The organism is Frankia sp. CcMO1, assembly GCF_977945845.1.
This window is the reverse complement of record NZ_CDWTMG010000054.1, coordinates 16924-23345: the sequence shown is the minus strand read 5'-3', so window position 1 is coordinate 23345 and position 6422 is coordinate 16924. Positions and strand designations below refer to the sequence as shown.

The window sequence follows — 6422 nt, the reverse complement described above, 5'->3', positions numbered from 1 at the left end:
GCCGGGAAAGACCGGTTCCCCGAACCTGCGGATTGACCCACGAAAGGGATAACACTCACTCCCGCGCCGGCGGCCGACGATGGCGCACCGTGGCACTTTCTTGGCACCGGGATGGCGGGAGGCTGCACTCAGGAGTCGAAATGAAATAACTTGCGCGTTTCGAACCCTCCACAGGCCTGTGACCTGCGATGATGCTCTCGATCACGTATTTGTTACTTCATTACGTCCCCTCAGTCCTCCTCTGCGACTTTCAGCATCTGCTCCGGAAACCCGGTGCGTTCCGCCACATGCTCGACGGAGTATCCCTGTCGTACCAGGTCACGAGCCTGTTCCAGGGTCCAGCCTCGACCGGGGTCGACCCGGCGGACAACCACCTCACTCGCCTGGCGCCGTTCCTGGGGCCAGCTGAGTCGTGCACGGCGTGCCAAGGGTCGACCTCCGAGATTTGAGAGGACTTTGATGTTACGCCACCAAGGATAGGCCATATTGACGCCGGCCTGCCCGTTGAACTCCACGATAGCGGGTGCCGACCAGTTAATGCAGACCCGCGCCGGAAGACAGCGCATCACGCGAAGACCCTGGCCCGAACAGGCGACACGGCAAGAGGTACGAGAGTCCTTGATCCTCGACTGGCCGGATCCATCGGTGACCGGGAAGACCTTCCGCGAGAGCGGTTCAGCCGAGAACGGCACCGACGCATCTCGCCGGGCGACTTCCCGCAAGGCATGGCTATGGATGGCCAACTGGGTCGTCGATGCATAGCGGGTCCACCCCGATGCGACGGGTCACCTCGGTGAACGTATAACGGCGGATCCCGGCCCCGCCATGGCCGGCGGCCGTGCCCGTTTATCGGCTCCGGGTGAGGCCACGACCCACGGCTTCCGCCGGGGTCGAACGCGCGCCCGACGGCTGGGCGGCGGCCCCGGATGCTTCCGTGGTCCTGGTCGAGCGGCCGTGCTCACGCAGCATCGCCCGCCACTGCTGCGGGGAGTGACTCGCCGGCCGGGTGGTCGCCAGAAAATCCTCGAGAACCGCCCGGAAGCGTTCGGGGTCAGTGTGATGGGGGAAATGCCCGGCACCGGCGAAGATCTCCAGGCGGCTCCCCGGCATCGCCTCGTGCGCCATCCACGCGTGCTCAGCCGGGATGACGGCATCCCGGTCACCCCAGACGATCAGCGAGGGCATCCCAGCGGCGAGGTAGCACCGGTCCAGCATCGTGATGGACTGCCCATGCCCGTCCACCGCCGACCGTAGCGTGCGCAGGAACGCCGCCCGCGCGGTGGGTACGCCCAGCGAGTCGAAGACGTTCAGGAGATCGTCGGCGTCCCGCCCGAGATCGGTGTGCAGCAGGCGCAGCGCGTGCATTCCGGCCCAGCCGGCGACCCGCACCGGCGGCATGCCGATCAGGGACAGCAGCGCCCCGGCTCCGGGCACGGCCGCCGCCCGCAGCGCGGGATGCAGGTGTGGCCCGACCCCGCCGGTGGCGACCAGCACCAACCGCTCGCAGCGCTCCGGGAACTGGTAGGCGAACTGCATGGCCACCCCGCCGCCCAGCGAGTGCCCGACGACCGTGGCGCGCTCGATCCCGAGGATGGTGAGCAGGTCACGCATCCCGCACGCGTAGCCGGCCACCGAGTAGTCACCGCGCGGTTTGTCCGACTCCCCGTGTCCCAGCAGGTCGGGGGCGATGACGGTGTGCCGGCGGGCCAACTCCGGGATGATCGAGGCCCAGGTGCGCGCGTTGTCCCCGATGCCGTGGATGAGCAGCAGAACCGGGCCGCGCCCGGCCCGCAGATAGCACCGCCGGTACCCGTGGACCGTGACGAAGCGGGAGGTCAGCGGGCTCACCCGGGGCACGCCGTAGGCACGGCCGCCTTCGGTGCTCGTCATCCCGTCTGCCGATGCCACGACCGAGGCTGGATTCTTCCTCACTCGCCGCCACCCACCCGCCCCGGACCGGCGATCACCCCGGCTCGAAGCACACCATCCTACTTCCACGGCCTACCCCGGGAGCCGGCCCGGGACTCGTACCCGGCTCCCCGCGCCCGACCACTCCGACCTGGCGGCCAGAACCTGGTGGCCAGAACTCGGTTCCACCCCGGTGGTCAGACCTGGTGGTCAGAACTCGATGTTGCTCATCACGTGCTTGATCCTGGTGTAGTCCTCCAGGCCGTAGACCGACAGATCCTTGCCGTACCCGCTCTTCTTGAACCCACCGTGCGGCATCTCCGCCACCAGCCGGATGTGCGTGTTGATCCATACGCAGCCGAAGTCCAGCCGGCGGGCGACCCGCAGGGCCCGGCCGTGATCGCGGGTCCAGACGCTGGAGGCCAGGCCGTACTCGACCCCGTTGGCCCAGACGACCGCGGTGTCCTCCGAGTCAAACCGCTGCACCGTGATGACCGGGCCGAACACCTCGGACTGGATAAGCTCGTCGTCCTGGCGCAGACCCGAGATGACCGTGGCCGGGTAGAAGTAGCCCGCCCGGTCCAGCGGAGCACCGCCGGCGAGCACCTCGGTATGTTCAGGTGCCCGCTCCACGAAACCGCTCACCCGGGCCAGTTGGCCCGCGTTATTGAGGGGCCCGTAGTCGACGTCGGGCTCCTCCGGCGATCCGGTCGCCGTCTTCCCGGCCGCCTCGGCCAGGGCGGCGGCGAGGTCGTCGTGGACGCCCGGCGCGGCCAGCACCCTGGTCGCTGCCGTGCAGTCCTGGCCGGCGTTGAAGTACGCGGCCTCGGCGATCTGCCGCGCCACCACCGCCGGATCCACGTCGTCGAAGACAATGACCGGCGCCTTGCCCCCGAGTTCGAGGTGCACCCTCTTCAAGGAGTCCGCCGCGGCCCGGGCGATCTCCATCCCGGCCCGCACGCTGCCGGTCACCGAGACCATCGCCGGGCCCGGATGGGCCACCAGCGCGCGTCCGGTGTCACGATCGCCGCACACCACGTTGAGCACGCCGGGCGGGAGGAACTCCGCGGCGATCTCGGCGAGCAGCAGACTGGAGGCCGGGGTGGTGTCGGAGGGCTTGAGCACGACGGTGTTGCCCGCCGCGATCGCCGGCGCGACCTTCCAGACCGCCATCATCAGCGGGTAGTTCCAGGGCGTGACCTGGGCGCAGACCCCGATGGGCTCGCGGCGGACGCAACTGGTGTGCCCCGCCAGGTACTCGCCGGCCGACCGGCCCTCGAGCAGCCGCGCGGCCCCGGCGAAGAACCGGATCTGGTCGGCGGACGGCCCGACCTCCTCGTCCACGGTAAGCCGCAGCGGTTTGCCGGTGTTCGCGCTCTCCACCGCCGCGACCTCGTCGGCCCGGTCCTCCAGCGCGTCGGCCACCCGCAGCAGTGCCCGGGACCGCTGCGCGGGCGTGGTGTCCCGCCAGCCCTCGAACGCCGCGCTCGCGGCCCGCACGGCTGCGTCGACGTCGGCCGGCCCCGACCGGGGTGCCTGCGCCAGCAGGTCCGCCGTCGACGGGTTCAGGATGGGCATTGTCTCGCCATCGACGGCCGGGGTGGAGACGCCACCAATGAGATTGGCGAAGATCGCATCCATGTCTCTAGTCCCTCCTGGGGGATCGGGCCGGCTCAGCCAACGAGGTCCCGGGCCATCTGGTCGAGGCTGTCGAGGTAACGGTCGACGTCGGCGTCGGTGTGCTGCACCGACAACGTCCATTCCTCCTCGCGCCCGGGCGCCATGAGGACGTTGCGGTTGGCGTTGTAGAGCCAGGCCAGTTCGGGCAACTCGGCGTTCTGGTGCGCCATGAACGAGGTGTAGTCACGGATCGGCGCGTCGGTGAAGTGCACGCATCCCTTCGAGCTGATGCCGACGGTGTAGCCGGGAATGCCGTGGCGGGCCAGGATCTCGTCGCAGCCGGCGGTCAACCGGCCACCCAGCCGGTCGAGGTGGGTGTAGGCGTCGGGGGTGAGCACCTCGAACAGGCTCGCCCGGGCGGCGGCCATGGTCAGCGGGTTGCCGTTGTACGTGCCGACCTGTTTCACCCGGTCCGAGGCCACGACCTCCATCAGTTCCGCCGTCGCGCCGATCGCCCCGGACGGCAGCCCGCCACCGAGCGCCTTGGCCAGGGTCACCATGTCCGGGCGCACGCCGAACCTCTCGGTGGCCCCACCGGCCGCGACACACAGCCCCGTCTTGACCTCGTCGAAGATCAGGATGACCCCGTACCGGGAGGTGATCTCCCGGACCGCCGCCAGGTAACCGGGCTCCGGCAGGACGACGCCGAGGTTCATCATCGCCGCCTCCATGATCACACAGGCGGGCAGGCGTCCCTCAGCGGCGAGCGCGGCGATCCGCCGCTCCATCGCCGGAGCGTCGTTGAAGGGGACCGGCACCGTGAGGTCGACGACTACCCGGGGGATCCCGGCACCGTAACCCAGCGAGTTCATATGCTCGGCCGGACCGATGTCGTCGTACGGGGTCCCGATCGACACCATCACGTAATCGTGGTGCCCGTGGTACGAACCGAAGATCTTGACGATCGTGTCGCGGCCGGTGACACCGCGGGCGATGCGGATCGCGTCCATCGTCGCCTCGGAGCCGGAGTTGACGTAGCGCCACTGCGGCAGCCCGAAGCGGCAGGCCAACTCCTCGCTGACCACCACGGAGTCCTCGGTGGGCATCGCGAAGTGCGTACCGAGCGCCACCCGCTCGGTCACGGCCCGCACGATCGCCGGGTGGGCGTGCCCCTGCACCATCGAACCGAACCCGTTGTGGAAGTCGGCGTACTCGTTGCCGTCGACGTCCCAGACCTTCGGCCCGAGACCGCGGGTGAGGTAGATCGGCCAGGGATCACGTACCTGGTAGGACGACGGCACCCCGGAGGTCATCGACCGCACCGCCCGCGCATGCAGCGCCTCCGAGCCCCGGGTGCGGGCGTTGAGGCGGGCGAACTCGCGCGCGGCCAGCTCCGCGGCTCTGGCCTGCGGCACGGCCCGGGTCACACCGCTCCCGGAAGCGATCACATTCGACACCATCCACGCATCCTTTCCACCGATCAGCCACTGAAAGAGTAGCCTGATCGGCAGCTTTACGATTGAATCCGTCGAAGATTGCGTGGATAAAGCTCGCTTCCCAGTTCACTCATCGACGGCCATACGATGGCAGCAGGGACAGGCCAGCGTGAACGGGCGTGGGGAACCGCCACGGAGGACCGAGGAGGACGCCGGGTGCAGTCGCGACGGTCGCCCGGCCAGCGACTCAGCTCCGGCACCCTGCTGGACGATGTCAACAAAGCCATCATCGAGCAACTGCAGCAGGACGGCCGGCGGTCCTATGCGGCCATGGCGGCGGCGGTCGGGCTCTCCGAGGCGGCCGTGCGCCAACGGGTACAGCGTCTGCTCGACGCCGGCATCATGCAGATCGTCGCCGTCACCGACCCGCTCCGGGTGGGCTTCCACCGGGAAGCGATGATCGGGGTACGGGTCACCGGGGACACCCGCGTCGTCGCCGACACGATTGCCGCGCTGCCCGAGGTCGATTACGTCGTCCTGACGGCCGGATCCTTCGATCTCATCGTGGAGATCGTCGCCGAGAACGACGAGCACCTGCTCGAACTGATCAACGAGCAGATCCGCGCCCTGCCACAGGTCCTCGCCACCGAGACGTTCGTCTACCTGCGGCTGGTCAAGCAGACCTACACGTGGGGAGCACGCTGAAACGTCCGGGTGCCGACAGCGCGGGCCGCCAGGCCGGAGGGGAAGCCGGGCCGGGTCGAACATCGATAGGGCGCAGGACCTGCCGACGGGCTGCCGGGTGCGGCGACGCGGGCGGGTATGCGGTTCGGGGGTGTCACCGTTTGTACCGCCGATGGGAACAACCAAGCGGCCACAACAAGAGTCCAACATGCGCAACGAACTTCAAATACCTTGGCCCGGACACACGATGGGGTGAACATGGCGCTGGTCCACCATGACCCGCAGGACGGCATTATGGTTACCCGGATCGGGCAGGCGGAGATAACGGTGCGTCCCGAGCCACCGGCGAGCGCCGGGAAGGCTCCGGTCATCCTGCTCCGGTTGGATGCGCCCATGCTCGACACCCTTGCCGCGGCCTACCTGGATCCGGACGAGGCCCGCCGGCTGGCCCAATCGCTGGTGCGGGCGGCCGAGGCGGTGCGTCCGGCGAGCCCGTGGCGAACCCCGGGAACCACCCCCCGCTGATCCCGGGACGGGCCGCCGCGGGAGAACCCGCCGCCGATGGCCGCCAGGCCGGGGGCGGGTCCCAGGCCGCCACCGTGTGTCCCGGGCGTGGACGACCGCCGATCCGGGCCCGCGCCGCCGGGTGTCGCGCCGCCGGGTGTCGGCGCGCATCCCGGCCGGGCGCCCGGGTCGCCGACCGGGGGAAGGACCGGGCGGATTCCGATGAAAACGGCTCGTGATAATGATGCTCGTGATAATGATGCCTGCATA

General features: G+C 69.3%; 6 protein-coding genes. 3 read left to right on the top strand and 3 right to left on the bottom strand.

Annotation, left to right across the window (positions count from 1 at the left end; all coding sequences use genetic code 11):
- Nucleotides 1-188 precede the first annotated feature (188 nt).
- Nucleotides 189-449, top strand: coding sequence for a hypothetical protein (locus AC08OU_RS09610; protein ID WP_462186209.1), 261 nt, complete (start codon nt 189-191; stop codon nt 447-449).
- Nucleotides 450-846: 397 nt separating this feature from the next.
- Here AC08OU_RS09610 and AC08OU_RS09605 read toward each other — a convergent pair whose 3' ends face one another.
- The 3 genes from AC08OU_RS09605 to AC08OU_RS09595 all read right to left on the bottom strand — a co-directional run bounded on the left by AC08OU_RS09605 (nt 847) and on the right by AC08OU_RS09595 (nt 4988).
- Nucleotides 847-1890 carry an alpha/beta fold hydrolase gene (locus tag AC08OU_RS09605; RefSeq protein ID WP_462186228.1) on the bottom strand — a complete coding sequence of 348 codons (1044 nt, stop codon included), beginning with the start codon at nt 1888-1890 and terminating at the stop codon, nt 847-849.
- A gap of 228 nt (nt 1891-2118) precedes the next feature.
- Entirely contained in the window at nt 2119-3549 is a 1431-nt protein-coding gene (locus AC08OU_RS09600) for a gamma-aminobutyraldehyde dehydrogenase (RefSeq protein WP_476601852.1), read from the bottom strand.
- Nucleotides 3550-3581: 32 nt separating this feature from the next.
- A complete protein-coding gene (locus AC08OU_RS09595) occupies nt 3582-4988 on the bottom strand; it encodes an aspartate aminotransferase family protein (protein WP_476601851.1) in 1407 nt (468 codons plus the stop codon).
- Between the two features lie 192 nt (nt 4989-5180).
- Here AC08OU_RS09595 and AC08OU_RS09590 point away from each other — a divergent pair, with 192 nt between their 5' ends.
- Complete coding sequence (locus AC08OU_RS09590; RefSeq protein ID WP_476601850.1) at nt 5181-5669, top strand: Lrp/AsnC family transcriptional regulator; 489 nt, start codon at nt 5181-5183, stop codon at nt 5667-5669.
- A gap of 117 nt (nt 5670-5786) precedes the next feature.
- On the top strand, nt 5787-6173 hold the full coding sequence (locus AC08OU_RS09585; RefSeq protein WP_476601849.1) for a DUF6907 domain-containing protein: 387 nt from the start codon (nt 5787-5789) through the stop codon (nt 6171-6173).
- Nucleotides 6174-6422: the final 249 nt, after the last annotated feature.